We start from the raw sequence: 24,489 nt of genomic DNA, 5'->3' as shown, positions 1-24,489 counted from the left end.
GTTCCGGATGCAACAAGAAAATCCGACTCCCTTACCGTGGGAGCCGGACTTTCATTGCAATGCCGGGTCAGCGGGGGCGCACCAGTTGCCAGGCGCGGGCCAGGTAGGCCAGCGAGGCGAAGCCGCTCCAGACATGCACCAGGCGGGTGAACGGGAAGATCACGAAGAGCGTCATGCCCATGAACAGGTGCAGCTTGAACAGCCAGGGCACACCCGCCAGCAGATCGGCGGCGCCAGGACGGAAGGTCACGATGTGCTGGGCCCACTCCATCAACTGCACCATCATTGCGCCGTCCACGTGACGGGCGGACAGGACGATGGTGCTCAGGCCCAGCAGCAGCGTGATCAGCAGCCATGCCAGCAGCAGCCGGTCGCCTCGATGGCTGGTGGCGGCGATGCGCGGGTCGCTCAGGCGGCGGCATATCAGGATGAGCAGCCCGGTCAGGCAGATCAGGCCGAGCACGCCGCCCGCGATCATGGCGGTGAGCTGTTTGGTTTCGTGGGAGATGCCCAGTACGCGCCAGACTGCCAGCGGCGTGAGCAGACCCACCAGATGGCCGAAGAACAGGCCCAGTACGCCGACATGGAACAGCGGGCTGCCCAGACGCAACCAGCCGCCGCGCAGCAACTGGGAGCTGTCGCTTTTCCAGCTGTAGGGTGCGCGTTCGTAGCGCACCAAACTGCCCAACAGGAAGATGGTCAGCGCGATGTAGGGATAGATGCCGAAGAAGAAGTCGTTCAGGGCAGGCATGAGGGAGGCTCCTTGGCGGACGTGACATCGGGTTGCAGCAGCGGTTCGCTGCCGTCGGGTGCACATGCCTGGCAGGCCAGCACCTGCGCCATGGGGTGGCTGGGGGTGGCCGCCAGTGTGCGCGTCGGCGTGCCCAGAGCGGCGAAGACGCCGGCATACGGGCTGTCCTGGCGCGCCAGGCGTTCGCCGATCGCCGCCAGCACCGGCAGGGCGTCTTCCAGCAACGCTTGCGCGGCGGCCGCGTCGATGGTGCCGAGAAACTCCAGAAACAGCGGGATGTGATCGGGCAGTTCGTTGGGAATCGGCGCCAGTCCGTGGGCGCGGTAGGTCTGCAGCAGATCGACCAGGGCCTGTCCGCGTGCGCGGCTCTCGCCGTGGACGTGCTCGAACAGATGCAGCGCGTGGGCGGGATTGCGATCGAAGGTGTCGACGTAGTTTTCCTGCAGGGTGATGAGGGGTTGGCTGCGCAGATAGGCCAGCAGGGGCGCCAGGTTGCGGGCGGCCGCTTCGTCGGCGGCCAGACGCTCGTCGATATCGGGCAAGGCGTCCAGCAAGTCCTGCTGCGGGTAGCTCAGCAGCACACTCAGGAGTCGGTAGGGTGTCATGGCAGGCTCCGGGCTCAGGGCGTGGCGGCGCGCTTGCGCGAACGGGGCAGGTCGACGCGCACCTCGCCCGCCGCGGGCTGGCTGCCGAACAGCGAGCGCGAGCCGCTGCCGCCGGCGTTGTCGAAGCTGAAGCCGCACTGGCCCTGCTCACTGAAGTTGTCGTGCGTCAGTTCGCGGTGGTTGGAGGGCACCACGAAGCGGTCTTCGTAGTTGGCGATGGCCAGCAGCTGATACATCTGCTGCACATCCTCGGCGCTCAGGCCGGCGGCGGCCAGGACGTCGGCGTCCTGTTCGCCGTGCACGGTTTCCAGGCGCTTGTAGGCGCGCATGGCCAACAGGCGCTGCAGGGCCCGGCGCACCGGCGCCTCGTCGCCCGCGGTCAGGAGGTTGGCGAGATAGCGCAGCGGGATGCGCAGGCTGTCCAGGTCGGGCACGCGCACGCGTGACCCCATCGCCTGCATGGGCAGTTTGCCGCTTGCCGCCGCCGACTGGATGGGCGAGAGCGGCGGGATGTACCAGACCATGGGCAGGGTGCGGTATTCAGGGTGCAGCGGCAGGGCCACGCGCCATTGCACCGCCATCTTGTAGACCGGGGAGCGGCGGGCGGCCTGCAGCCATTCCTCGGGAATGCCCTGCTCGCGCGCACGGTGGATGATGGCCGGGTCGTGCGGGTCGAGGAAGACGTCCAGCTGGGCGGGATAGAGCGATTGCGTCTCGGCGGCGGCAGCCTGGGCGATGCGGTCGGCGTCATAGAGCATCACGCCCAGGTAGCGGATGCGGCCCACACAGGTTTCCGAACAGACGGTGGGCTGGCCGCCCTCGATGCGGGGATAGCAGAAAGTGCATTTCTCGGCCTTGCCGCTTTGCCAGTTGTAGTAGATCTTCTTGTACGGGCAGCCCGAGACGCACATGCGCCAGCCGCGGCATTTGTCCTGGTCGACCAGCACGATGCCGTCCTCCTCGCGCTTGTACACCGAGCCCGACGGACAGCTGGCCACACAGGCCGGATTCAGGCAGTGTTCGCACAGCCGGGGCAGGTACATCATGAAGGTGTTCTCGAAGCTCGCGTAGAGCTCTTTCTGCACCTGCTCGAACAGGGGATCCTGGCTGCGCGCGCTGAACGGGCCGGCCAGGTCGTCTTCCCAGTTGGGGCCCCAGTGGATCTTGTCCATGGGCTTGCCGGTCAGCAGCGACACCGGCCTGGCGGTCGGCGGCGTCTGCGACAGTGGCGCGTCCTGCAGGCGGGCATAGTTGTAGCTGAAGGGCTCGTAGTAGTCGTCGATCTGGGGCAGCCGCGGATTGGCGAACAGCTTGGTGAGGATGCGCACCTTGCCGCCCTGGCGCGGCTGCAGCGTGCCATTGGCTTTGCGCTGCCAGCCGCCCTGCCATTTTTCCTGGTTTTCCCATTGCTGCGGATAGCCCACCCCGGGCTTGGTCTCGACGTTGTTGAACCAGGCGTATTCCACGCCCTCGCGATTGGTCCAGACGTTCTTGCAGGTGATCGAACAGGTGTGACAGCCGATGCATTTGTCCAGGTTCAGCACCATGCCGATCTGCGCGCGGATTTTCATGTCTGTTGCTCCTGAGCGGTTTCGGACAGCGGACCTTCGAGCCAGTCGACCCGGCGCATCTTGCGCAGGATGACGAACTCATCGCGGTTGCTGCCGACCGTGCCGTAGTAGTTGAAGCCGTAGGCCTGATGGGCGTAGCCGCCGACCATGTGGGTCGGCTTGAGCACCGCACGGGTGACGGAGTTGTGGATGCCGCCGCGCTTGCCGCTGGTTTCGGCGCCGGGCACGTTCACGATCTTTTCCTGGGCGTGATACATCAGGCACATGCCGGGCGGCACGCGCTGGCTTACCACCAGGCGGGCGGTGAGCGTGCCGTTCAGATTGAAGGCCTCGACCCAGTCGTTGTCGGCCAGGCCGGCGCGTTGCGCATCGCTCTCGGAGATCCAGACATGCGGGCCGCCGCGGCTGAGCGTGAGCATGCGCAGGTTGTCGGAGTAGGTGCTGTGGATGCCCCACTTCTGGTGCGGCGTGAGCCAGTTGAGCACCAGTTCGGTCTCGCCATTGGGGTAGCGTCCCAGCATCGGCGCAACCGTGCCGGTGTCGATGGCGGGCTTGTAGGTGCAGAAGCCTTCGCCGAAGTCCAGCATCCAGCGATGATCCTGGTAGAACTGCTGGCGTCCGGTCAACGTGCGCCACGGGATCAGCTCGTGAACGTTGGTGTAGCCGGCGTTGTAGCTGACTTCCTCGCTTTCCAGGCCCGACCAGATGGGCGAGGAAATGATCTTGCGCGGCTGGGCCTGCAGATCGCGGAAGCGGATCTTGTCGTGCTCGCGCCCGGCGGCCAGGTGCACGTGATCGCGCCCGGTGCGTTCGCCCAGCGCGCGCCAGGCCTTGACCGCGACATGGCCGTTGGTTTCGGGCGCCAGCGACAGAATCATTTCTGCCGCGTCGATGGCGCTGTCCAGGCGTGGACGCCCGGCGCTGGGACCGGCTTCGGTCACCCGCTGGTTGAGGGCGGCCACTTCCTGCACCTCCGGGGCGGCAGGCCAGCTGATGCCCTTGCCGCCGTTGCCCAGTTTCTCGAGCAGCGGCCCGACGGACGTGAACTGCTGATGGATGGCGCGGTAGTCGCGTTCGACCACAGTCATGGCGGGCGCCGTGCGCCCCGGGATGAGCGGACATTGGCCGTGCTTCCAGTCCAGCGGCTCGAGCGCCTGGCCCAGTTCGGCGGGCGTGTCGTGCAGCAGCGGCGTGAGCACCAGGTCGCGGCGCGTGCCCAGGGCCGGGCCGCCGATCTCGCTGAAGCGTTGCGCCAGCAGCTTGTAGATTTCCCAGTCGCTTTTGCTTTCCCAGAGCGGCTGCACGGCTTCGCACAGGGGATGAATGAAAGGATGCATGTCCGAGGTGTTCAGATCATCCTTTTCGTACCAGGTGGCGCTGGGCAGCGCGATGTCGGCATACAGACAGGTGGTGCTCATGCGGAAGTCGAGCACCGTCAGCAGGTCGAGCTTGCCTTGCGCGGCGTTGCCGCGACAGACCTCGGCTGCCGGCAGGGCCTCGTCTTCCTCGTCGAACAGAGCGTGCTGGGTGCCCAGCAGGTACTTGAGGAAATACTCGTGGCCTTTGCCGCTGGAGCCCAGCAGATTGGAGCGCCACACGAACAGGTTGCGGGGGAAGTTGGCGGGATCGTCGGGCGCTTCGCAGGCCAGCTGCAGCCGGCCGCTTTGCAGGCCCTCGGCGGCGTATTCGACCGGATCGCGGCCGGCGGCCTCGGCCTCGGCCACCACGTCCAGGGGGTTGCTGCGCAGCTGCGGGGCGGAGGGCAGCCAGCCCATGCGTTCGGCGCGAATGTTCAGGTCGATCAGGCTCAGGCCGGCGTAGCGCGCGGCATCGGCGCTGGGCGCCAGCAGGCTGCCGACCGGCAGCTTCTCGTGGCGCCACTGGCTGGTATGGGCGTAGAAGAACGAGGTGCCGTTCATCTGGCGCGAGGGACGCGCCCAGTCGGAGGCGAAAGCCAGCGGGGCCCAGCCGGACTGCGGACGGAGCTTTTCCTGGCCCACATAATGGGCCCAGCCGCCACCGCTCTTGCCTATGCATCCGCACATCATCAGCAGATTGATGATGGCGCGGTAGGTCATGTCCATGTGGTACCAGTGATTCAGCCCCGCGCCCACGATGACCATGGACTTGCCTTCGGTGTCGTGGGCGTTCTGGGCAAATTCGCGCGCCACCTGGATCACCAGGTGGCGTGGCACGCCGGTGTGGCGCTCCTGCCAGGCGGGCGTACAGGGCTGATCGTCGTCATAGGAGGCGGCCACGTTGGCGCCGCCCAGCCCGCGGTCCACGCCATAGTGGGCCAGCTGCAGGTCATACACGGTGGCGACCCGCGCGAGGCTGCCGTCGGCCAGACGCAGGCAGCGCACCGGCACGCGGCGATGGTACAGGCGCGGGCCCGCCCCGCCGAAGTCGGTGAAGCCCACTTCGACGACCTCGTCGGCGCAGCCGATCAGGCTGAGCGCGGCCTGCAGGGGCTCGCCGTTGGCGGCATCGCGGGATTCGAGATTCCAGCGCCCGCCCGCCTCGCCCCAGCGAAAGCCGATGCTGCCTTGCGGGGCATGCAGGGTCTGGCCGTCTTCGGCGAAGACCAGGGTTTTCCAGTCGGGGTTGTTGTGTTGGCCCAGGGCGCCGTCCAGATGGCTGGCGCGCAGGAAGTGGTCCGGCACATAGCCCTCGCCATGCGGGCGCAGCAGCACCGCCATGGGCATGTCGGTGTAGCGGCGCACATAGTCGCGGAAATAGGCCGAGCCTTCGCCGAGATGGAATTCCTTGAGGATCACGTGGCCCATGGCCAACGCCAGTGCGGCGTCGGTGCCCTGGCGCGGCGCCAGCCACAGATCGCCGAACTTGACCATCTCGCCGTAGTCGCTGGAGACGGCGACCGTCTTGGTGCCCTTGTATCGAACCTCGGTGTAGAAATGGGCGTCGGGTGTGCGTGTCTGCGGTACGTTCGAGCCCCACACCATCAGGTAGGTCGAGTTGTACCAATCGGCCGATTCGGGCACATCGGTCTGTTCGCCCCAGGTCTGGGGGCTGGCTGGCGGCAGGTCGCAATACCAGTCATAGAAGCTCAGGCACACGCCGCCCAGCAGGCTGAGGTAGCGGGCCCCGGCGGCATAGCTGATCATGGATTTGGCCGGAATGGGCGAGAAGCCGAACAGGCGATCGGGGCCATAGCGCTTGATGGTGTAGGCATTGGCCGCGGCGATGATCTCGCTGGCGGTATCCCAGTCGGCGCGCACGAAGCCGCCCAGGCCGCGCACCGATTTGTACTGCCGCGCCCGTGCTTCGTCCTGGCTGATCCATTCCCAGGCGGCAAGGGGGTCCATGGTCTGGCGTGCCTGACGCCACAGCGCCATCAGCCGGCCGCGCACCAGGGGGTACTTCAGGCGTTGCGCCGAATAGACGTACCAGCTGTACGAGGCCCCGCGCGGACAGCCGCGAGGTTCGTGGTTGGGCAGATCGGGCCGGGTGCGCGGGTAGTCGGTCTGCTGGGTTTCCCAGGTGATCAGGCCGTTCTTGACGTAGATCTTCCAGGAACAGGAACCGGTGCAGTTCACGCCGTGGGTGGAGCGCACGATCTTGTCGTGCTGCCAGCGCATGCGATAGGCATTCTCCCAGCGGCGGTCTTCATTGATGGTCTGGCCGTGCCCGTCGGCGAAGGGGGCGGTCTCGCGCCGCAGGAAATTCAGGCGATCCAGAAAACGGCTCATGGCGTGTCTCCAGTGAGTGGATGTGGATCAGCAGGGCACGGGCGCGTTGCGGCGCGCGTACCACCACCAGGTCGCCAGCAGGCAACTGGCATAGAAGATGATGAAACCGTAGAGCGAGGCCTGGGCGCCGCCGGTCAGCGCCAGCGAACTGCCGAAGCTGCGCGGGATGAAGAAGCCGCCATAGGCGCCGATGGCGCTGGAGAATCCGAGCACCGCGGCCGACTCGGTTGCCGCTTCGCTGCGGGCCTGTTGCTGGGCCTGGGCCTGCTGGCCTGCCGCGCTCAGCTGTTGCTGCAGGAAGATCACCGGGATCATGCGGAAGGTCGACCCGTTGCCCACGCCGGTCAGGGCGAACAGCACGATGAACATGCCCAGGAAACCGCCGAAGTTGCCGCCCGTCTGGCCGGCCGGGGGCAGAAAGGCGAGCACGCCCACCACGGCCGCAATCATGGCCGCGAAGGTCCAGAAGGTGACGCGGGCCCCGCCCACGCGATCCGACACCCAGCCGCCCAGCGGCCGCGTCAGCGAGCCCACCAGCGGCCCGAGAAAGGCATAGGCGGTCGGGTCGGCCTGCGGGAACAGGGTCTGGGAAAGGATGGCGAAACCTGCCGAGAAGCCTATGAAGGAGCCGAAGGTGCCGACATAGAGCCAGCACATCACCCAGTTGTGCTTGCGGCGAAAGATCACGGCCTGCTCGGTGAAGGAGGCCCGCGCCGAGGCAATGTCGTTCATGCCGAACCAGGCGGCCAGCGAGGTCACGGCGATGGGAATGACCCAGATAAGTCCGGCGTTCTGCAACCATAGCGGTGCGTGGCCGGCGACGTCCTGGGGCGCGCCGCCCAGCGGGCCGAACAGCCCGGTCGAGATCGCCAGCGGCACGGTGAACTGCACCAGCGAGACGCCCAGATTGCCGATGCCGGCGTTAAGCCCGGTGGCCAGGCCTTTCTGTTCCTTGGGAAAAAAGAAACTGATGTTGGCCATGCTGGAGCTGAAGTTGCCGCCGCCCAGGCCGCACAGCAAGGCCAGTGCGAGCAGCGTGCCGTAGGAGGTGGAGGGGTCGCGCAAGGCGATGCCCATGCCGATGGCGGGCACCAGCAGCGAGGCGGTCGACAGCGCGGTCCAGCGGCGTCCGCCGACGATGGGCACCAGGAAGGAATAGAAGATGCGCAGCGTCGCGCCGGACAGCGCGGGCAAGGCCGTCAGCCAGAACATCTGGTCTTTGGTGAGGCTGAAACCGGCCCGGTTCAGGTTGACCACCACGACGCTCCAGAGCAGCCATACACAGAAGGCCAGCATCAGGGCGGGAATGGAGATCCACAGGTTGCGGCGTGCGATGCGCGCGCCGCGCTGCTTCCAGAATGCCGGATCGTCCGGCTCCCATTGTTGTAGGACGTATTGGGGCATAAAAACTCCGTGCAGGAAAACAGGTACTGGAAGACGCTCAGGCAGCGTCCCGGGGCGCGGTGGCGCGGAAGCTGTAATGCATGAAGATCAGCGAAACGCAGACCGTGCCGTAGAGCAGCATGAAAGCGCTGGAGCGAACGCCGGTCAGGTCGAGCAGGACACCGAACAGGATGGGCAGCAGGAATCCGCCCAGGCCGCCCGCCAGGCCGACGATGCCGGAGACGGCGCCGATGTTCTGGCCGAACTCATCGGCGATGAACTTGAAGACCGACGCCTTGCCGATGGCCATGGCCACCCCTACCGTGAACAGCAGCAGCGTGAAGGGCACCGGGCCGAGCGCAAGGTCGAACTGCTGCGTGCCGGTGGTGGTCTGGATACTGAGATGCGTCTGGGGATAGCTGAGGATGAAAAAGGCCACCCAGCACACCCACATCACCCACCAGGTCGTGCGAAAGGCGCCATAGCGGTCCGCGATCCAGCCGCCCAGTGCGCGCAGCACGCCGCCCGGCAACGAGAAGCTGGCCGCCAGCAGCGCGGCGGCGGCGATGCCGAAGCCGTACTCGCCGATGTAGTACTTGGTCATCCAGAGCGCCAGCGCGACGTAGCCGCCGAACACGACCGAGTAGTACTGGCAATAGCGCCAGACGCGTTTGTCGCGCAAGAGGGCAAGCTGGTCGCGCAGGCTGGTGCGCTGGCTCACGAGGTGGGCGGGATCGCTGGCCGACAGGCTCCAGAAGACCACGGCCGTCACCAGCAGCGCCACGGCGTAGACCTTGGGAACGATGGTCCAGGCGCCGGCGGCCGCGATCAGGGCCGGGGCGACGAACTTGGTGATGGCCGAGCCGGAATTGCCGGCCCCGAACACGCCCATGGCCAGGCCTTGCTGCTCGCGCGCGAACCAGCGCGCCACATAGGGCGTGCCGACCGAGAACGATGCGCCGCTTACGCCGATGAAAAGTGCCAGCACCAGAAACTGCCAGTACGCCGTGGCGTAGGAGAGCAGCCACAGCGGAGGTACGGTGGCCAGCATCAGCGCCATGAATACGGGGCGTCCGCCATAGCGGTCGGTCCAGATGCCCAGCGGCACGCGCAGCAGCGAACCCGAAAGCACCGGCATGGCCGCCAGCAGGCCGAACTGGGTTTCGGACAGATCGAGCTGTTGCCGTATGGGAATGGCCAGCACGGCGAAGATCACCCAGACGGCGAAACAGATGGTGAATGCGAAGGTGCTGGACAGAAGCACACGCCAGGATGTGTGGCGGTGCGGGGCAGGGGCTGCGGGCATGATGCGCTCGGAAGGCCGGCGAAAAGACTCGCATAGCCTAAGGCGCAGGGGATGCACCTGCCATTGGTCTGGCGGCCAGGGGGGACTGGCCGGAATGACTAGTCATCGGGCCGCCCGCGAGGCGGGCGGCCGGGGGGGCGCTTCAGCGGTCTTCGCGTCCGGCGCCCAGCCACAGCAGGGCGAATGCCGGCGGCAGCAGGGCGATGGCCAGCACCGCCAACGTGAGGGTCGCGTCGGGGCGGATCGCCAGCCAGGTGGCCGCGCCGAACCAGACGACGGCGATGGCCGTGTAGGCGACGCTGACCGGGCCGTGGCGGCCGGCACGGCGCGTCAGGATCTGGTAGGCATGCGAACGGTGCGCCTGGCCGGGGCGTTGGCCGCGCAGGATGCGCGTGATCAGGGTGAGGGTGGCATCTAGGATGAAGGGGGCGACCGGCAGGAACCAGGCCAGCGGCCAGGACAGCCCGGCCTGCTGGCCCATGGCCAGGGTGGCGACCATGATGTAGAAGCCGCAGAAGGCGCTGCCGACATCGCCCATGAAGATACGCGCCGGCGGACGGTTGTAGACCAGGAAGCCGGCGGCTGCCACGGCCAGCACGATCAGGGGCAGGGCGATGGCAGGCCCCAGCAGCACGTACCACACCAGGCCGGCGGCGATGGCCTGGCCGGCGGCGATGCCGTCGATCCCATCCATGAAGTTGAACAGATTGGTAAGCCAGATCGTGGCCAGGAAGTACAGGCCGAAGGTCACGGCCGCCGGCAGCGTCCAGCCGGAGAGCTCGAGCGTGGGCAGGGGCGAGAGCAGCGTCAGCGCGCCCAGGGCGCAAAGCGCCTGCACCAGCAGGCGCAGCCGTGCCGATAGCGAGACCCGGTCGTCGATGTAGCCGGTCAGGGCTATCGGCAGGCCGCAGGCCAGCGCGCCGGCGACACGGGGTTCCAGCCAGCCGGTAAGGGTGGCGGCGGCCAGCGCCAGCACGCAGGCGGCCACGATGCCCAGGCCGCCGCCACGCGGGGTGGCGCGGGTGTGAGAGCTGCGGTGATTGGGCTGGTCGATGATCGCTTTGTGCAGCGCCCAGGCCAGGCTGGCGCGGGTCGCTGCGATGGCGAACAGAAAGGTCAGGGCGTAGAACAGCGTAAGGGCGAGCATGGTCTGGATCGGGCGCTCAGGAACGTGGGGTGGCGTAGGCCTGGATGGCTTGGTCCAGGGCGTTGTCGGGGGGCAGGGGGGGCGCCCAGCCGCTGGCCCGGGCGTGACGCCAGTCCACCAGCATGGGGCGGGTGAGGCTGTCGACTTCGCGGGCTTTGCCGGCCAGCCGGGCCAGCGCGCGCAACAGGCCCGGAGGGCAGGGCAGCAGGCGGACGGGCTGGCCCAGGCCCTGGCCGATGCGGCCGATCAGTTGCGGCAGGGTGTAGTCGCTGCCGTCGGCGACGGTGTAGAGGCCTTGCGCAGGGGTGTCGGCGGCGCAATAGGCCAGGAAGTCGGCCAGGTTGTCCACGTGCATGAACGAGCGTCGTGCGCGTACCGAGCCGAAGGGCAGGGGCAGGCCGCGTTGCACCAGCCGCAGCAGGCGGCTGAAGTTGCCCGGGCAGTGCGGGCCGTAGATCATCGGCGGGCGTACCGTCACGCGGCGCGTGGCGCTGCCCTCGAGCGCGGCGCTCACGGCGTTTTCGCCGGCGATCTTGGCGCGCGCATAGGGGGTGTCGCCGAGCAGCGGCGAGGCTTCGTCGATGGGCCGCTGCGACACATTGCCATGCACGCCCAGGGTGCTGACCAGCACGAAGCGGGCCACACCTGCCTGGCGCGCGGCCAGGGCGCAGTCACGCGCCAGCAGGTGGTTGGCGGCGTCAAAGAGGTCGACGCCCTGGTGCATGACGGTGCCGGTGTGGGCGCGTCCGGCGAGGTGGATGACGGCCTGGCAGCCGTCCAGGTCGCCCGCTTGCGGCAGGCCATCGGGGCGCACGATCCAGCTCAGGCCGGGCAGGGCCGGCGGCGCGGCCCTTCGCGTGAGGGCGCGCACCGGGATGCCTGCGCTGCGCAGGCGCGCCACCGTGGCCTGGCCGATGTAGCCGGCCGCGCCGGTCACGAGGATCGGCGCGCTCATGCCGCCGGCTCCGTCGCGAGGTTCAGGTAGGCCTGCGCCAGCGCTTCGTAGCTGTGGCGCGCGAGGACATAGTCGCGGCCGCGTTGTCCCATGGCCTGACGGGCGGCTTCGTCCTGCAGGCAGAGCTGCTTCAGGCCGTCGGCGATGGCGGCAGGGTCGCCCGGGTTGACCGAGACGCCGCAGCCGGCTTCGCCGACGGGATCGTTGCCGGCCTGTACGGCGAACAGCACCGGCAGGCCGGCCAGCATGTAGTCGAACAGTTTGTTGGGGCTGACCCCGAAGCGGAACAAGGGTTCGGGCCGCAGCGAGATATAGCCGACCGAGGCGCTGGCCAGCAGGGTATGCACGGCGGCCTTGGGGATCTGCCCGAACAGGGCCACCTGGTCGCTCAGGCCGCCGGCCTCGATCTCGGCGCGCAGGCTGTCCTGCAGTTCGCCGCGACCGACGATGATGGCGGCAATGTGGTTCTGGCCTTCGGCCTTCAGGCGGGCGATGGCCTTGACCAGGGAGTCGACGTGGTTGGGCTTGCCCAGCGCGCCCGCGTAGACGACCACGGCCCGGCCTTCGGCCCGCCAGCGCAGCGCCAGCTGCACGCAGGCTTCGCCGGCGCCGGCGCCGGCATCGGCGCTCTCGTCGGTGTGCACGCCGTTGGGGATGTAGCGCCAGTGCGCCGGCGGCAGGCCGGCGGCTTCCATGTAGTCGCGCGTGCAGGGCAGCAACGACACCACGTAGTCGGCGCGCCGATAGGCATGGCGTTCGATCGCGCCGGTCAGGCGCACCAGCGGATGGCCGGGCGAGACGCCGGCCAGCTCCACCAGGCTCAGCGGCCAGAGATCGCGCACCTCGAAGACCGATTGCGCACCGAATCGCCGGGCCACCGCCTGGACGGCCGGGAAGGCGTAAGGGTGGGGGCTGGAGCCGATGATCAGGTCCGGCGTGCCGTAGCGCTCGCGCAGGGCGCCGGCCTGGGTATAAAGGCGGGCGCTGAATCCGAACATGTTGCGCAGCCGCCCCAGGCCATTGCCCTGGTAGGCGTGGGCCGGCAGGAAGGCGTAGTCGACCCCGCCGATGCGCCGATGCCCGGCTTGCTGCGGCTCATCGAGCAGATGGTGGAAGGCGGCCGTGATGATGGTGGCGCGCACGCCCTGCTGCTGCCATTGGCGGCTCAGGTAATAGGGGCGGCTGTAGCGGCCCACGCCCGGGCCGCCCGCATAGGGGTGCACGTACCAGATGTTGCGGATGAGGCGGGGGGCGTCAGTGGTCAAGGCCATCGCTCCGGTAACGTTCGACCAGGCGTTGCGCCTCGGCCGGCCAGTTGAAGGCCTCGGCGGCAGGGCGCGGGTCGCAGGCGGCCAGGCTGGCGCGGTCGATGCCATTGAGCAGGGTCAGCAGGGCCTCATCCTCGGCCGGCGCGACCCACCCGCAGCGGTACTGTTCGACGATGCGTTGCTGCTCGATGAGCGGGTTCACAATGATGGGCAGGCCGGCGTGCAGATACTCGAATATCTTGTTGGGCAAGGAGTAGTAATGCGACAGGCAGGAGTCGTCGGTGAGGCAGATGCCGACGTCGGCCGCGCAGGTGTAGCCGAGGACCTCCTGCGGGCTGACCGGCGGCAGCAGGTGGATGTTGGCGGCCTCGGCCGCGCTTTGCGCGACCAGCCCGGTCAGGGGGCCGCTGCCCATGCATACCAGGTGCCGGTCGGGATTCGCTTGCCGGAACACGCGCAGCAGACGCTCCAGTCCGCGTCCGGCAATGAAACCGCCCTGGTAGATGAACAGCGTCGCATCCGTCGGGATGCCCAGGCGCTCGCGCAGCCAGCGGCCATCGCGCGCCTCGTCGGCCGGGGCGCGGAACTGGGGAATGTTGCGCACCACGGTCGGGCGCGCGATGCCGTAGCGCTGCACGTACCAGTCGGCAATGCTGTCGCTCACGGCAAAGACCGTATGGCAGCGCTTGATCAAAAGACGCTCGACCCATCGGCCCAGCTTCTGACGCAGCCCCTTGAAGCCGGATGTTTCCGTTTCGAGCTCGTGGGTGTCATAGACCAGCGCCGCGCCGGTGATCCGGCTGGCGACATAGCACAAGGGCAGCACGGCCAGGCTATGTGCGTTGATGCAGGCGACCTTGCGTTTGCGCAGGCGCGCCAGCACGCGCAGGGACCATTCGGCCGTCTTGACTGTCTTGGCGACCAGCGAGTTGCGTGCGGCGAAGGCCTTGCGCGGCACGCGCACGAAGCGGCGCCGGGCGTCGACATCCTGTTCCGCAGGCAGTCCTTCGGCGGCCACGCCGATGACCTCGAAGCGGTCGAACACATTTGCCTGCGCCAGCGCATCGGTCAGCCGCAGGATGCGGCTCTCGTGCGTCAGCGGCGAGGGGTAGATGTGGAGATTGAGTCGATCTGCCATCGTTAGACGTTCTTGGCCCGCTGGCGGATGTACTGGCGAAAGCTAGCCATGCCTTCGATGAAGCGGGCCTGGTTGGGATAGTCGGTGTGCTTGCGGTTGGGCGCGGCAATGAGCGCGTCCAGCTCGCCCTGGCTGATGCCGAACTTCTTCAGCACGAACTCGGTGTCGCCGGCCAGGTCGTTGTGCTGGTAGGGATCGTGCGCCATTTCCTGCAGCCCCTGCTCGCGCGTCATCTGGCCGGCGCAGACCAGGGCCGACAGGTGGGCGCGGCGCTTGTCGAAGCCGAACTTGGTCGGCAGGTAATAGCCCTGATACCAGCGGGTGTAGATGGACTCGTAGTGCTTGCCGCCGTAGTACTTCCAGCCCAGCTCGTTCTGCATGGTCTGCATGGCCGCCGCCTTGTCGTAATCCAGGTAGTTGAGCAGGTTCACCATGCGGTACTTGCCGCGCAGGATGCGCAGCGTGAAGGACGGCAGCCCGATCTGCGGGAAGGTCTTCAGCCGCTGCGTGCCAAAGCGCGCATGCAGCGCCCGGATATGTTTGAGGTCGTGGCTGTAATAGACCCAGGAAATCGGCAGGATGCCTTCGGTGACCACGTTGCTGCCGTTGATCACATAGGGAGTGCCGATGCGCCTGGCGGTGTTCAGCAGCGTGGCGGTGATGGCGTGGTCGGTCGGGATTTCGCAGTTCGGCACCGAGGCGCGCAGAAAGGACATCTGCAGGTCCTTGAACTCTTCCCAGTCGATCACGTAGGTCTGCAGATCGATCTGCAGCGCGTCCAGGGCGTTCTTGATGTTCTGCACGGCCAGTTCGGAGTTCCAGCCGTTGTCCAGGTGGACGGCCAGCGGGCGCAATCCCAGCTGCTTGAGCTTGTAGATGACGAAGGTGCTGTCCACGCCGCCGCTCACGCCGGCGATGCAGTCATAGTCCTTGCCGCGCCCTTCGGCACGGATGCGTTCGGCGATGCGGGCCAGCATGCTTTCGCCTGCCGCGCCGCGATGCACTTCGTTCTGCACGCGGGTGAAGTAGCGGGTGCAGTGGTTGCATACGCCATCCTGGTCGAAGGTGATGACCGGGTCCGAGGTATCCATCAGGCAACGCGTGCATTGCTGGTAGGGCCGCTGCGGGTAGGGAGCTGAAGTCATTTCGGTGTGCGGAAGAAGAGAAGGAACAACGCTGTCATGGCCAGCCAGCCGGCGCCGGAGTTCAGCGCCGTGAGCAGGCTGGTTTCCATGCTGGCGAGCACCAGGGGCAGGTTCATCGGCACGGCCAGCGGGTGGTCGCGATAGATCAGCGTGATGAGACAGAACAGCCACGCGGCCAGCACGGCGCCCAGCAAGGCGCCAAGGGGGCCGAAGTTGGCGTAATCAAGCATGAAGGATGCGGCATTCAAGTTGCCCTTCATGCCGTTGCGCACGTTCTCCGGATAGTAGGCCTGATAGAGCTTGGCCGGGACGGAGACATAGGGGCAGCCGAGGGCGCGCGCCATCAGCCGGTAGCCGCAGCCGCCTTCGCGGGCCTGCGGGTCGGCATAGAAGGCGAACCATTGGTCGATGACCTGGCCGGGAATGTAGAGCGCGCGCTTGGCCACCGCGTAGAGCACGGAGTCGTGCCGCAGCCGCTGCATCAGGTTCGGGGGCGCTGCGTCGGCGACGGGGGCGGGTGCGGCCTGGGCAGCGGCCGCCGGCGCCAGCGCGGTGGCGAAGCTGGCGCGGATGGAAGGCGCCGAGGCGGCCGTCGAGATGGCCAGCAGCGCGCCCAGCAGCGTTGCGCTCAGCGCCAGCGCCAGCCAGCGGCGCTCCAGCAGCAGATACACCAGCAGCGGCAGCAGCACGATCACCGGCAGGATGCGGGCAAACATTGCCACCGCATACAGGCAGGCAATGCACAGGACGAACCAGAAAACCCGCTGACGGTAAAAAACGCTGATCAGCAACAAGGCCGGCGCCAGCGCCTTGATGCCGTAGTCGCTCAGATAGCGCTGCCAGCGTGGCAGATCGAGGTAGGCCTGCTGACGGATCAGGGTGGTGGTTTCATCGTCGGGCGCGGCCAGCGCGGCCAGCAGGGGAATTTGTCCCAGCCGCAGGAGATGGGCCGCGAAGATGGCCGCCAGCAGCAGGGCCAGCCCCCAGAGCAGCCCGTGCTGCCAGGGTTTCAGAGGAGTGCCGTGCCGTGGACGTTCGCGGGTCCAGGCCGTTGCCCGGGGCGCCAGCCGGTCCGTCAGCGTCCACAGGGCCAGATAGGCCAGGATGGTGGTCAGCAGCAGCCCCGCCAGAAACGGCGCGTGGCCCGGACCCCGGCCGTTCCAGAGGGCATGGCCGAGGGCCGTCATCGTCAGCCACAATAGCGACGCGCAGTAGATGACGAAGACGCGATGCTGCGAAAGCACCTTCCGCATGGGTGGCGTCACAGCTTGGTGAAGGAGCGCTTGACCTTCAGGCCCACGTCGAACAGCTTGGCGTAGGATTTGTAGGCGGTGTAGTCCTTGTTGGGCTGGGCAAAGATGGCGTCCAGTTGGTCCACGCTCACGCCCAGCTTCTTGGCCACGAAGCGCTTGTCCTCGGCCTGCAGCGCCGGGTCGTAGGTCGGTTCGCGCAGCTCTTGGAGCGCCTGCTCGCGGCTGAGCTGACCGGAGTTGATCAACGAGGACAGGTGGGCCAGCCGCTTGTCGTAGCCGAACTTGGTCGGCAGGTAATAGCCCTGGAAAAAGCGCGTGAACACCGACTCATAGTGTTTGCCGCCGTAATCGCGCCAGCCCAGCTCGCGCATGATGATCTGCTTGGCCTCGAACTTGTTGTAGGGCAGGTAGTTCAGCAGCTTGACGGTCTTGATGCGACGGATGTACGGATACCAGATGTACTGCTTGAAAAAGCCGATGGTCGGGTACTCGCGCAGGCGGCCCTGGCCGAACTGGCGGTGGATGTCCTTCAGGTGGCGCAGGTCCCCGGACTGATAGCCCCAGGACGACGGCAGGATGAACTCGGTGGCGTAGTTGCTGCCCGACAGCACGTACTTGATGCCGTGCTTGGCGGCCTGGCTCAGCAGGATGGCCGGGAAGGCATGGTCTGTCGGGATGTCACAGTTGGCCACCGATGCCTTGAAGAAGGCCAGTTGCAGGTCGCGCATCTCATCCCAGTTGACCACATGGGTGTAGAGGTCGATACCCAGGCGCTTGACGATGTTCTCGATGTTGCTGACGGCCAGCTCCGAGTTCCAGCCGCTGTCGAAGTGCACCGCCAGCGGGCGCAGGCCCAGTTCGCGGGTCAGGTAGGCGATGTACGAACTGTCGACCCCGCCGCTCAGGCCCATGATGCAGTCGTAGTCCTTGCCCTGGCCGGCAGCCTTGATCCGGGCGACCACCGCTTCCAGCTCGGCCCGACGCTCGTCGCGCGTGGCGCGATCGACGATGTCGCGCACCATCAGGTCGTAGCGTTGGCAGTGGCTGCACAGCCCCTGCTCATCGAATGTGATGTCCGGGTCCGTGGTGTCCATGACGCACCGGGTACATTGCTGATAAGGGCGAGAGTTCATAGTTTCCTGTTGCATATTGCGGCGCATGGCCGCGCGTCGCATGACTGCGCCCGGCGGCAGCGCCACCATGGGCGGCATCATGCCGTCAAGGGCTGGATATCCGATTTTACTGACCCTTGCCCGCCCGTGGCGGGGCGGGCAAGGGGATCTGGCACTGATTCCGCTGCGGCGGCGGGGCTCAGGCGAACAGGGCTTCCAGGGCCTGCTGGGACGGGTAATTGATGAGCACGGCGCGGTGGCGGCCATGGAAGACGAACAGGCTGCCTGCCGCCAGCGCGGGGATGTGCGCCCGATCGACGGCCTCGCGCATGTGCGCCAGCGAGCCGGCCCCGCCGCAGGCGATGATGGGGGTGTCTACCGAGGCGGCGAGCTTTTCGAGAAAGGCCAGGTCGTAGCCGGCCATGGTGCCGTCACGGTCGATGCTGTTGACCAGGATCTCGCCCACGCCCGCCTGCGACAGGGCCTGGGCGTAGCGGATGGGATCTTCCTTGGTGTTGGTCTTGCCGGCGTTGATCCAGACCTCATACTTGCCCAGGAAGGTCTTGCGCACGTCGATCGAGGCGGTCACGCTGGAGCTGCCGAACGTCGCGCAGGCTTGCTGCACCAGTTGCCGGTTGGTATAGGCCGCCGAATTGAGCGAGATTTTCTCCACGCCCAGCCGGTAGAGCCGGCGCATCTGTTCCAGCGAGGTCACCCCGCCGCCATAGCTCAGCGGCATGAAACACTCGCTGGCGATGTCTTCGATGAGTTCGAAATCGGGCCCGCGTTGCTGGGCTGTGGCGGTGATGTCGAGCAGGATCAGTTCATCGACTTCTTTCTCGTTGAAAATCTTGACCGCGTTGACCGGGTCGCCCACATAGGTAGGGTCTTTGAACTTGACGGTCTTGTAGAGTCCGCGGCCGCGCAACAGCAGGCAGGGAATGATGCGGGTCTTCAGCACGATGGGAAGCGCTCGGCAAAGTTGCGATAGATCTGCAGCCCGTATTTATGGCTTTTTTCGGGGTGATACTGCATGGCGAGGATGTTGTCCCGGCCCAGGACGCTCACGAAGGGCTGTCCGTAGGGGGTGGTGGCCAGCGCGAGCGCCGGATCGTCGGTCACCATGTGGTAAGAGTGTACGAAGTAAAAGCGCATGGGCGTCGGCACATCCTGAAAGATGCCGATGTCGGGGCGCGTGGGCGTGACCAGGTTCCAGCCCATGTGCGGCACGCGCAGCGGCGTCTCGGAGGTCGACCGAAAGCGCTGGATGCGCGCATCCAGCCAGCCGAAGCCGGGCTGGCTGCCTTCTTCGCTGGAGCGCGTCATCAGTTGGGCGCCCAGGCACACGCCCAGGATGGGCTTGCGCGCCTGCAGCACGAGTTCGTCGAGCAGCTCCCACAGCCCGAAACGGCGCAGGTTGGCCACCGCTTCGTCGAAGGCGCCCACGCCGGGCAGCACCAGTTTGTCGGCGGCGCGCAGCGTGTCCGGATCGCGGGTGATCTGTGCCTGCGCACCGACCTTGCGCAGCATGTTCAGCACCGAGCCGACGTTGCCGATGTCGTAGTCCACGATGGCGATCATGGGGTAGCTTCCTTGGCTTGCATGAGAGTGGTGACCTGGCGCCAGTGGGTCCGGGCCGCCAGCAGGGCGCCGCCGGCGCACAGCACGGCCAGGAGTGCGCCGGCGGCCAGCGAGGCGTCGCTCAGTTCGCGCACGATGGCCAGCGCCAGACAGATGAGCGCGAAGCGCAGCCAACCCGCGCCCAGCAGCCGGCCCAGGCTCGTCGCCTCGAAGCCGGCGGCGCGGAAAATGGCGCCCAGGTACACCAGGTGATAGAGCAGATTGGCGACCGTGAAGGCCGCGATGGCGACGATGACATCATGGCCCAGCGCCAGCGGCACGATGACCGAGGCGGCCATGACGATGTCGGCGCCGATCTGCACCTTGAATGACAGGTCCTGGCGCATGCAGACCTCGAACAGGCGTTCGGGCCAGCCGGTCTGCAGGGCCATCCAGGCCGCCGGCGCCATGATCATGGCGTACTCGCCGGCGCGCCGCCAGCCCGGGCCGAACAGCAGGGCGAAGACCTCATCGCCCCACAGGGCGCAGAAAGCGAACAGCGGCGCGCCTGCCATCAGCCCCAGGCGCAGCAGCGCCAGCGTCAGCGCGAGCAGCCGGGGGCTGCCGCGCAACGCCACGGCCTCGCGGTAGAACACCTGGCTCAGGGCATTGGAGACCAGCAGCGTGGGCGCCATCAGGACGCTGCGCGTCAGGCCGTAGAAGCCGGCTGCGCTGGTGGCCGACATGGCTGCGAAGACAAAGATCGGCATGTCGCGCGCGACGGTGCCGATCAGGCTATAGGGTGTGTTGTAGACCAGAAACTGGCGGTAGCGCGCGGCGCTGGCGCGCAGCGAGGCCCACCGGATGCCGCGCAAGGCGCGGCGCAGGCTGGCACCGAACACCAGCAGCACCGTCGCGGCGGCGACGGCCTGTCCGCCGACCTTGGCCCACACCAGGCCATCGGCCTGGGCGCCGATCAGCCCGATGGCCACGGCGATCAGGGCATAGGCGGCCTGGTTGAAGACGGCCGCGCGCGCCACCGGCGTGAAATGACGGGCGCGCGCCGCATGGGCGCTGGCCAGCAGCGTCAGGGTGGTGCCGGCCAGCATCGGCAGCAGCAGCCACAACCAGCTGTGCTGGCCGGGATAGCCCGCGGCTTCGCGCAGCGCCGGGCCGAACAGCATCACGGTCAGGGCCAGCAACAGCAGCACGCCTGCGCTGAGCGCGAGCACCAGCGCCGTCAGGTGGTCGGCGTCTTCTTCCTTGTCGGGCAGCACCACGGCCAGGTCGTAGCGGCAGGTGGCCGCCACGCCCAGCGCGGCCGCCCAGCCCATGAACAGCGTTTGCAGGCCGATGGCCTCGGGAGAGTACAGCCGCGTCAGCAGGGGCGAGATGGCCAGCGGGATGGCCTGGGCCATGGCCGTGCCCGTGAGCATCGCGAGGACGTTGCGGCGGAAACTCATGGTTGTGTGCTGGGGTGGAACTCGGGCACCAGTTTCGTGAGCAGGCCGATCAAGGCCTTGCGGTCGCCGCTGGCCAGCACCGTCTGCAGCTCGTCCAGCCGGCGCATCAGTTCATCGTAGGGGATGTCGCGCTCGCGGGCCTTCAGGATGCGCGGATGCTCGGTCTGGGAGACATCGCCGCCGATCAGCAGTTCTTCGTAGAGTTTTTCTCCCGGGCGCAGGCCGGTGATCTGGATGTCGATGTCGCCATCGTTCTGCGGACCGCTGCGTACCGTCAGGCCGTAGAGGCGCACCATGCGATGGGCCAGGTCGACGATGCGCACGGGCTCGCCCATGTCCAGCACGAACACCGAGCCGGACTCGCCCATCGAGCCGGCCTGCAGCACCAGCTGGGCGGCCTCCGGGATGGTCATGAAGTAGCGCGTGATGTCGGGATGGGTGAGCGTGATGGGGCCGCCGGCGAGGATCTGCTTCTGGAACAGCGGCACCACGCTGCCCGAGCTGCCCAGCACGTTGCCGAAGCGCACCATGGAAAAGCGCGTGGCCGCGCTGGTCTGCGACAGACCTTGCAGCACCAGTTCTGCCAGGCGCTTGGACGTTCCCATGACGTTGGTCGGGCGCACGGCCTTGTCGGTGGAAATGAGCACGAAGTCCTGCACGCCGCACTGCACGGCACAGTGCGACAGGGTCAGGGTGCCGAAGGCGTTGGTCAGGACGCCCTCTGCGGGGTTGTACTCGACGATGGGCACGTGCTTGTAGGCCGCCGCGTGATAGATGGTCTGCACGCCGTGGGTCTGGAAGACCCGCCGGCACAGCGCTGCGTCGCGCACCGACCCCAGCACCGGCACGATCTCGACCTCGGCGGCATCGGCCTGGCCGCGCAGCAGCTGGTCGACCAGATAGAGCGCAGCCTCGGAGATCTCCAGGATCACCAGCTTGCGGGGGCGCAGCGCCAGGATCTGGCGGCACAGTTCCGAGCCGATCGATCCGCCGCCGCCGCTGACCATCACCACGCGGCCGGTGACGCAGCGCCCGAGCAGATCGGGCAGGGGGGCGACCGGATCGCGACCCAGCAGGTCCTCGATCTGCAGATCGCGCAGACGCGGGCCGTCGCTCGGGGTGACCAGTTCGCGCATGCTGGGCACCAGCCGGATGCGCAGCGCGTGCTCGGAGACGCTTTCGATGATCTCGCGCACGCGCCCCTGCGAGGCCGACGGCATGGCGATGAGCAGCTGGCGCGGTTTGTGGCGTGCGATCAGCGCCGGCAGGCGGGATGGCGCGTGGATGCGGATGCTGGCCATCATCAGGCCCTGCTTGCGGGGGTCGTCGTCCAGCACCGCCACCACGCGATAGTGGGGGCCGGCATGCAGGGCCGAGGCCAGTTGCGAGCCGGCGCCGCCGGCGCCATAGATGATGACCGGGATGCTGCGCTCGGCCGAGATCATGCCGGTGCGCGGGAACAGGGCGCGGCGCGCGAAGATGCGCATGCCCACCAGCAGCACCAGCGCCACCAGGCCGTAGATCACCAGGAGGCCGCGGGACAGGCCCCGGCCCAGTTCCAGGAAGCGGTCCACGGTCACCACGGCCATCATCGAAACCATGATGCCGCCCATGATGGACAACACCACGCGTTCGTTCATGTAACGCAGGATGTAGCGGTACAAGCCCAGGGCGGCGAAGGCGCTCACGCCCGCCGCACAGGCGACCAGATTGAACAGCAGGTAGTGGTGGTCGAAGAAGAACAGTTCGAAGCGCAGCCAGCTGGCGAGCTGGAAGGCGACGAACAGCAGGCAGGTGTCGGCCGCGATGGCCAGCACCTGCTTGCCACGCCGGGGCAGATTGACGAACGTGCGTCGGATCGGAGCGACAGGTTGGAACATAGTCCCGGGAGGATAGGCATAAAGGGGCCGCTGCAGCATCGCGGCGGCCCTGATATCAGGCGAGGCTCTCGGCGATGCGAACGGCAGCGGTGCCATCGCCATAAGGCTGGATCTGGCCGGGCGTGGCCGTCAAGGCCGCCTGTACCGCCTGCACGATGATCCCGGCCGATTCGGGCGGGGCCAGACGGTTCCAGCCGGCCTCGACCAGTTCGGTCCATTCGGTCTCGTCGCGCACCGTGACGCAGGGGCGCTGATGGAAAAAGGCTTCTTTCTGTACGCCGCCGGAGTCGGTCAGCACCAGTGCGCAGTGTTTCTCCAGGCGCACCATGTCCAGATAGCCGACCGGGTCGATCAGCCGGATGCGGCTGGCCAGTTCCTGTTCCAGGCCCAGCTGCTGCAGGATCTGCTTGGTGCGCGGGTGCAGGGGCCAGACGACGGTCTGCGAGCGGGCGGTCTCCAGCAGGGCGGCGACGATGGCGCGCAGGCGCTGCGGATGATCGGTGTTCTCGGCCCGATGAATGGTGACCAGGATGTACTGCCCCGGCACCAGCCCGTGGCGGCGCAGCAGATCGTCATTCTCGCCGGTGCGTGCGCCATGAAAGCGCGCCACGTCCAGCATGACGTCCCCCACTTGCTGGATGCGCGCGGCGTCCATGCCTTCGGCAAGCAGGTGCTGCGTGGCGGTGTCGGTGGGCGTGAACAGCAGGCTGGAGAGCCTGTCGGTCAGCACCCGGTTGACCTCTTCGGGCATGCGCATGTTGAAGGAACGCAGGCCGGCCTCGACGTGCGCCACCGGGATGTGCAACTTGGCCGCCGCCAGGGCGCCGGCCAGGGTCGAGTTGGTGTCGCCGTAGACCAGCACGGTGTCGGGGCGCTCTTGCTGCAGGACGCGCTCCAGCGCGATCAGCATGCGGCCGGTCATCTCGCCATGGCCTCCGCCATGGATGTCCAGGTGGTGCTGCGGGGCGTTCATGCCCAGTTCCTGGAAGAACACATCCGACATGTTGGCGTCGAAGTGCTGGCCGGTGTGAACCACCACCTCTTGCAACTGCGGATGCGCCGCGATGGCCGCCGAGACGACGCTCGCCTTGATGAACTGCGGGCGTGCGCCCAGGACGGTGAGGATTTTCTTGGGCATCAGAGTTGGTTCAGGGCCGTTTTCAGGGCCTGGACGATGTGATCCTGCGTCTCGGCATCAAGATCGGGGTGCATGGGCAGACTCATCACCGAGGCGGCCAGCATGTCCGAGACCGGCGTGTCGCCTGCGGCGAATTCGGCGTAGGCCGGTTGCGCGTGGATGGGACGCGGATAGTGGATCGCGGTCGGGATGCCGGCCTCCTTGAGGCGGGCTGCGATCTGATCGCGTTGCGGCACGATGACCGTGAACTGGGCCCAGACGCTGTCGCGGTCAGGGCGCACGGTGACGGTGCGCGCGCCGCCGGGCAGGTCGGCCAGCAGCGCCTGGTAGCGCGCGCCGATGCGGCGACGCTCCTGCAGCTCCCATTCGAAACGTTCCAGCTTGCCCAGCACGACGGCGCACTGCAGGGTGTCCATGCGGCCGCCCACGCCCACGCGGGTATGGTAGTAGCGGGCCGATTGGCCGTGCACGCGGATCTCGCGCATGGCCTGGGCCAGCGCATCATCGTTGGTGAACAGGGCGCCGCCATCGCCATAGCAGCCCAGCGGCTTGCTCGGGAAGAAACTGGTACAGCCGATGGTCGAGAGGTTGCCGCTTTTCTTGCCCTTGTAGGTGGCGCCGAAGCTCTGGGCCGCATCCTCGATCACGGCGATGCCATGCCTGGCGGCGATGGCGTTGACCTCGTCCATGTCGCCGCACTGGCCGTACAACGACACCGGGATGATGGCCTTGGTGCGCGCGGTGATGCGCGCCTCGATGTCGGCCACCTTGATGTTGCAGGTGTCGGGCTCGACATCGACGAAGACCGGCACGGCGCCCAGCAGCACGATCACCTCTGCCGTCGCCACGAAGGTGAACGACGTGGTGATCACTTCATCGCCGGCCTTCACGCCCAGCGCCATCAGCGCGATCAGCAGCGCCTCGGTGCCGGAGGACACCGTGATGCAGTGCCGTGCGCCGCTGAAGTGCTCCAGCGCCGTCTCCAGCTCCTTGACTTCCGGACCCATGATGTACTGGCCGTGGTCGAGGACGGTCTGGATGCGGGCATTGATGGGGTCGCGCAGAGCCCGGTATTGCGTTTTGAGGTCGATGAATTGCATGCGG

The 24,489-nt window shown here is 67.2% G+C and carries 19 protein-coding genes; all 19 read right to left on the bottom strand.

Going from position 1 to position 24,489, the window contains the following annotated elements; all coding sequences use genetic code 11:
- Positions 1–67 precede the first annotated feature (67 nt).
- A complete protein-coding gene (gene narI, locus A7V84_RS18520; RefSeq protein WP_025514264.1) occupies positions 68–751 on the bottom strand; it encodes a respiratory nitrate reductase subunit gamma in 684 nt (227 codons plus the stop codon).
- Positions 739–1,356, bottom strand: a complete 618-nt coding sequence (narJ, locus tag A7V84_RS18515) for a nitrate reductase molybdenum cofactor assembly chaperone (RefSeq protein ID WP_025514262.1) — start codon at positions 1,354–1,356, stop codon at positions 739–741. Before narJ ends, narI begins: the two co-directional genes overlap by 13 nt.
- 14 nt (positions 1,357–1,370) lie before the next feature.
- The gene (gene narH, locus A7V84_RS18510) at positions 1,371–2,927 is read right to left on the bottom strand and encodes a nitrate reductase subunit beta (RefSeq protein WP_063491703.1); all 1,557 of its coding nucleotides are present in this window, start codon (positions 2,925–2,927) and stop codon (positions 1,371–1,373) included.
- Complete coding sequence (locus tag A7V84_RS18505; protein ID WP_063491704.1) at positions 2,924–6,637, bottom strand: nitrate reductase subunit alpha; 3,714 nt, start codon at positions 6,635–6,637, stop codon at positions 2,924–2,926. The genes narH and A7V84_RS18505 overlap by 4 nt, the downstream gene beginning before the upstream one ends.
- A 27-nt stretch (positions 6,638–6,664) precedes the next feature.
- Complete coding sequence (locus A7V84_RS18500) at positions 6,665–8,041, bottom strand: NarK family nitrate/nitrite MFS transporter (RefSeq protein WP_025514257.1); 1,377 nt, start codon at positions 8,039–8,041, stop codon at positions 6,665–6,667.
- Positions 8,042–8,078: 37 nt separating this feature from the next.
- Positions 8,079–9,326, bottom strand: coding sequence for an MFS transporter (locus tag A7V84_RS18495; RefSeq protein ID WP_033535201.1), 1,248 nt, complete (start codon positions 9,324–9,326; stop codon positions 8,079–8,081).
- 142 nt (positions 9,327–9,468) lie between these two features.
- Positions 9,469–10,473 (bottom strand): MraY family glycosyltransferase, encoded by a 1,005-nt coding sequence (locus A7V84_RS18490; protein WP_063491705.1) that lies wholly within the window; start codon positions 10,471–10,473, stop codon positions 9,469–9,471.
- A 16-nt stretch (positions 10,474–10,489) separates the two neighbouring features.
- Positions 10,490–11,428, bottom strand: a complete 939-nt coding sequence (locus A7V84_RS18485; protein ID WP_025514251.1) for an NAD-dependent epimerase/dehydratase family protein — start codon at positions 11,426–11,428, stop codon at positions 10,490–10,492.
- A complete protein-coding gene (locus A7V84_RS18480) occupies positions 11,425–12,693 on the bottom strand; it encodes a glycosyltransferase family 4 protein (protein WP_231940166.1) in 1,269 nt (422 codons plus the stop codon). The genes A7V84_RS18485 and A7V84_RS18480 overlap by 4 nt, the downstream gene beginning before the upstream one ends.
- The gene (locus A7V84_RS18475; RefSeq protein WP_063491707.1) at positions 12,683–13,834 is read right to left on the bottom strand and encodes a glycosyltransferase; all 1,152 of its coding nucleotides are present in this window, start codon (positions 13,832–13,834) and stop codon (positions 12,683–12,685) included. The genes A7V84_RS18480 and A7V84_RS18475 overlap by 11 nt, the downstream gene beginning before the upstream one ends.
- A gap of 2 nt (positions 13,835–13,836) precedes the next feature.
- The gene (locus tag A7V84_RS18470; protein WP_082832949.1) at positions 13,837–14,979 is read right to left on the bottom strand and encodes an N-acetyl sugar amidotransferase; all 1,143 of its coding nucleotides are present in this window, start codon (positions 14,977–14,979) and stop codon (positions 13,837–13,839) included.
- Positions 14,976–16,232 (bottom strand): hypothetical protein, encoded by a 1,257-nt coding sequence (locus tag A7V84_RS18465; protein WP_063491709.1) that lies wholly within the window; start codon positions 16,230–16,232, stop codon positions 14,976–14,978. The genes A7V84_RS18470 and A7V84_RS18465 overlap by 4 nt, the downstream gene beginning before the upstream one ends.
- Before the next feature lie 8 nt (positions 16,233–16,240).
- Positions 16,241–17,365: an N-acetyl sugar amidotransferase gene (locus A7V84_RS18460; RefSeq protein WP_033535227.1), complete on the bottom strand. Its 1,125-nt coding sequence runs from the start codon at positions 17,363–17,365 to the stop codon at positions 16,241–16,243.
- A 178-nt stretch (positions 17,366–17,543) separates the two neighbouring features.
- Positions 17,544–18,305, bottom strand: a complete 762-nt coding sequence (locus tag A7V84_RS18455) for an AglZ/HisF2 family acetamidino modification protein (RefSeq protein WP_025514238.1) — start codon at positions 18,303–18,305, stop codon at positions 17,544–17,546.
- The gene (hisH, locus tag A7V84_RS18450; protein WP_025514236.1) at positions 18,299–18,925 is read right to left on the bottom strand and encodes an imidazole glycerol phosphate synthase subunit HisH; all 627 of its coding nucleotides are present in this window, start codon (positions 18,923–18,925) and stop codon (positions 18,299–18,301) included. The genes A7V84_RS18455 and hisH overlap by 7 nt, the downstream gene beginning before the upstream one ends.
- On the bottom strand, positions 18,922–20,367 hold the full coding sequence (locus A7V84_RS18445; RefSeq protein ID WP_081695020.1) for a lipopolysaccharide biosynthesis protein: 1,446 nt from the start codon (positions 20,365–20,367) through the stop codon (positions 18,922–18,924). Before A7V84_RS18445 ends, hisH begins: the two co-directional genes overlap by 4 nt.
- A complete protein-coding gene (locus tag A7V84_RS18440) occupies positions 20,364–22,247 on the bottom strand; it encodes a polysaccharide biosynthesis protein (protein ID WP_025514232.1) in 1,884 nt (627 codons plus the stop codon). The genes A7V84_RS18445 and A7V84_RS18440 overlap by 4 nt, the downstream gene beginning before the upstream one ends.
- A gap of 55 nt (positions 22,248–22,302) precedes the next feature.
- The gene (wecB, locus tag A7V84_RS18435; RefSeq protein WP_063491710.1) at positions 22,303–23,385 is read right to left on the bottom strand and encodes a non-hydrolyzing UDP-N-acetylglucosamine 2-epimerase; all 1,083 of its coding nucleotides are present in this window, start codon (positions 23,383–23,385) and stop codon (positions 22,303–22,305) included.
- A complete protein-coding gene (locus A7V84_RS18430; protein ID WP_025514228.1) occupies positions 23,385–24,485 on the bottom strand; it encodes a DegT/DnrJ/EryC1/StrS family aminotransferase in 1,101 nt (366 codons plus the stop codon). Before A7V84_RS18430 ends, wecB begins: the two co-directional genes overlap by 1 nt.
- Positions 24,486–24,489 lie beyond the last annotated feature (4 nt).

This window comes from Bordetella trematum, from assembly GCF_900078335.1.
GTDB lineage: Bacteria > Pseudomonadota > Gammaproteobacteria > Burkholderiales > Burkholderiaceae_B > Bordetella > Bordetella trematum.
This window is presented reverse-complemented; position numbering and strand designations above follow the sequence as displayed.